Source organism: Mycobacterium sp. (assembly GCF_049280035.1).
In the GTDB taxonomy this organism is placed as follows: Bacteria; Actinomycetota; Actinomycetes; order Mycobacteriales; family Mycobacteriaceae; genus Mycobacterium.
On the sequence record NZ_JBAPPI010000740.1, the window covers coordinates 1 to 2,874 of the forward strand.

Sequence of the window (2,874 nt, forward strand, 5' to 3'; positions counted from 1 at the left end):
CAACCTGGAGACCGCCCGCTCGTTCTTCCCCAACGTCGTGACTACCCACTCTTGGGAAGAGCGTTGGCAGACGCTGTCGATGGTGCGCGAGGCCGGCATGGAGGTGTGCTGCGGCGGCATCCTTGGCATGGGCGAGACGGTCGAGCAGCGGGCCGAGTTCGCCGCCAACCTGGCCGAGCTGAACCCCGATGAGGTGCCGCTGAACTTCCTCAACCCGCGTCCTGGCACGCCGTTCGGTGACCTCGAGGTGCTGCCGGCCAACGAAGCGCTCAAGGCGGTGGCCGCCTTCCGGCTGGCCCTGCCGCGGACCATGCTGCGCTTCGCCGGTGGCCGCGAAATCACGCTCGGCGACCTCGGCGCCAAGCAAGGCATTTTGGGTGGTATCAACGCCGTGATCGTCGGCAACTACCTGACCACGCTGGGTCGCCCGGCAGAGGCCGATCTGGCGCTGCTCGACGACCTGCACATGCCGATCAAGGCGCTCAACGCGAGCCTGTAGAACGTAATTGATGGTCCGCGACGATCTGCCAGCGCCGGTCGGCGCGGGTGCCTACAACGTCTACACCGGTGCCCGTGTCAACGACACTGTCGGCAGCACCGTGCCGACGGCGGCCCAGCTCGGTCTGGAGCCGCCCCGGTTCTGCGCCGAGTGTGGCCGCCGGATGGTGGTCCAGGTCCGACCCGACGGCTGGTGGGCCGAGTGCTCGCGGCACGGGCTGGTGGACTCGACCGACCTGGACCCCCGCCGATGAACGGGCTGGTAAGCCCCCGGCCCTCCGAGCCTCCACGGACATCGCGACGGCGAGCGGTCTTTGCGATCGCAGCGGGGCTGTTCATCGCTGGCGTGCTTATCGGTGGTCTGTGGGCATGGATAGCCCCGCCGATTCACGGTGTGGTGGTGCTAACCCACGACGGCGATCGGTTGCATGACTATCTGGGCGACGAGTCCGAGCACTTCTTTGTCGCGGCGTTCCTGATGCTTGGGCTGTTGAACGTGGTCGCCGCCGTGGCGGCTGTGCTGGCATGGCAGTGGCGGGCACACCGCGGGCCGGGCATGGCGACCGGGCTTTGCGGCGGCGTGGTGATCGCCGCTGCGGCCGCTGTCAGCGTCGGCGCACTGCTGGTGCATCTGCGTTATGGCGCGGTGGATTTCGCCGCGGTGCCGGTGAGCCACGTCCGCCCGGTGTACTACTTCACCGAGGCGCCGCCGGTGTTCTTCGGTCGCACTCCATTGCAGATCGCCTGCACGCTGCTGCTGCCTGCGAGCACCGCCGCGCTGGTGTACGCGGTACCGGCCGCGGCAACGGCACGCGATGATCTCGGCGGCTATCCGGCCGTCGAGCCGACTTATCCGCTAACCGTGGAGGCACCGACGTCCACGCCGTCATAGCGGGCGGCGGTGCACCGCCTTTCCGGTAATCACCTTGCCCGCGATCACGGCCAGCCGCACCATCCCGAGGTAAGTCGCCGGGTTGAACACGGTCGGCCACTTCGTCCTGACCAGGTGATCGGTCAGCGGTCGGCGGGCAAACCGGTCTTGCAACCAGCGCAGCGTCATCGGTGCAGACAGCGGATGCAGCAGCAGGTGCTCGTTGAACGCATCGCGGTGGTAGGTGACGTTGGCGCCGCCGGCCGAGTAGGTGTCGGCCAACTCGTCGATGTCGTCGACGTCGATCAAGTAGTCGTGCACGGCCTGCACAATCAGCACCGGCGGTGTGGGCACCTTGGCGCCCAGCTTGATGCTGTCGAAGACATGCTGCACTTCTGGCATCGTGAGGATTTCTTCGAGCGGCCGGTCGAGGTAGACCCCGACGTCCTTCTTGACCATGCGCAGCACCGCGCCGACCGTGGTCATCCGCTCCAGCCGCTGCAGCAGGGCGCGCCCCTCTTCGTTGGCGTGCTCTTGGATCACCCGATCCAGGTCGGGGTAGATGTGGGCCAGCGCTGCGATCACCATCGCCGGCAATCCAGCCAGGTAGGTGCCGTTGAGCCGACGGAAGGTGTGGCCGAGGTCGCCGACCGGTGATCCGAGTACGGCGCCGACGATGTCGAGCTCGGGCGCGTAGTCGGCGCACACTTCAGCGGCCCACCCGGTCGCCAGTCCGCCGCCGGAGTAACCCCATAGCGCGACCGGCGCCGACGGGGACAGTCCGAGGCGCTCGGCGCCCAGCGCAGCCCTGATGCCGTCGAGAATGCAGTAGCCGGGTTCGTATGGCGCGCCCCACATTCCGTTGCGCCCTTCATGGTCGGGTATCGACACCGCCCAGCCTTCGGCGAGGGCGGCGGTGATCAGCAGCAACTCCAGCTGCGCCAGCGAGCCCACGGCGTTCGCGCCTCGCCGCAGCGCGTAGGACGGAAAGCAGCGGGACGTTACCGCGTCGATCGCGCACTGATACGACAACACCGGGCAGGGGTGTTCGGGAGTGACGTCTGTCGGGACGATCACTGTGGTCACCGTCGCCTCCGGCCTGCCGTTCATGTCGGTCGTCCGGTACAGCAGCTGGGTGGCCATCGCCCGCTGCGGTATCAGACCCAGAAATGCCAGCTCGACGTCGCGTGAACGCAGCACGGTGCCGGGCAGGGCGTGCTGGTAACCAGGTGGCGGCTGGTAGAACGGGTCGTCCGACGGCAGCAGTGGGCGGGCCTTGGCCTGCAACTCCTGATGGGGTGCGCGCCCGATCCATTCCGCGCCGGTCGTCGTGCTCGCAAGACTGGCAATGTCCATCGGGGCATTGTTACTTAAGAAGGCATTAAGAATCCAGTCGGCCCGCCGGGAGGTCGTAGAGCAGCGAACTCGTCGGTGACCCTCAGCTGGGAATCGGTGAAGCGATACAGCGCCGCCGGTCGGCCGCCGCTGCGCCCGGACTGTACGAC

At 67.5% G+C, this 2,874-nt stretch carries 3 protein-coding genes and 2 pseudogenes; 3 read left to right on the forward strand and 2 right to left on the reverse strand.

What is annotated here, in order from left to right; genetic code table 11:
- The 3 genes and pseudogenes from WAN71_RS23835 to WAN71_RS23845 all read left to right on the forward strand — a co-directional run.
- Positions 1-499: pseudogene (locus WAN71_RS23835) on the forward strand (biotin synthase BioB); the annotation flags it as partial.
- 10 nt (positions 500-509) lie between these two features.
- Positions 510-752 (forward strand): hypothetical protein, encoded by a 243-nt coding sequence (locus tag WAN71_RS23840; RefSeq protein WP_422227697.1) that lies wholly within the window; start codon positions 510-512, stop codon positions 750-752.
- Entirely contained in the window at positions 749-1,390 is a 642-nt protein-coding gene (locus WAN71_RS23845) for a DUF2567 domain-containing protein (RefSeq protein WP_422227698.1), read from the forward strand. Before WAN71_RS23840 ends, WAN71_RS23845 begins: the two co-directional genes overlap by 4 nt.
- On the opposite strand, the gene WAN71_RS23850 is transcribed toward WAN71_RS23845, so the two are convergent.
- Entirely contained in the window at positions 1,385-2,725 is a 1,341-nt protein-coding gene (locus WAN71_RS23850; protein ID WP_422227699.1) for a lipase family protein, read from the reverse strand. The two genes, WAN71_RS23845 and WAN71_RS23850, sit on opposite strands and share 6 nt — an antisense overlap.
- A gap of 14 nt (positions 2,726-2,739) precedes the next feature.
- A pseudogene (locus WAN71_RS23855) lies at positions 2,740-2,874 on the reverse strand (hypothetical protein); the annotation flags it as partial.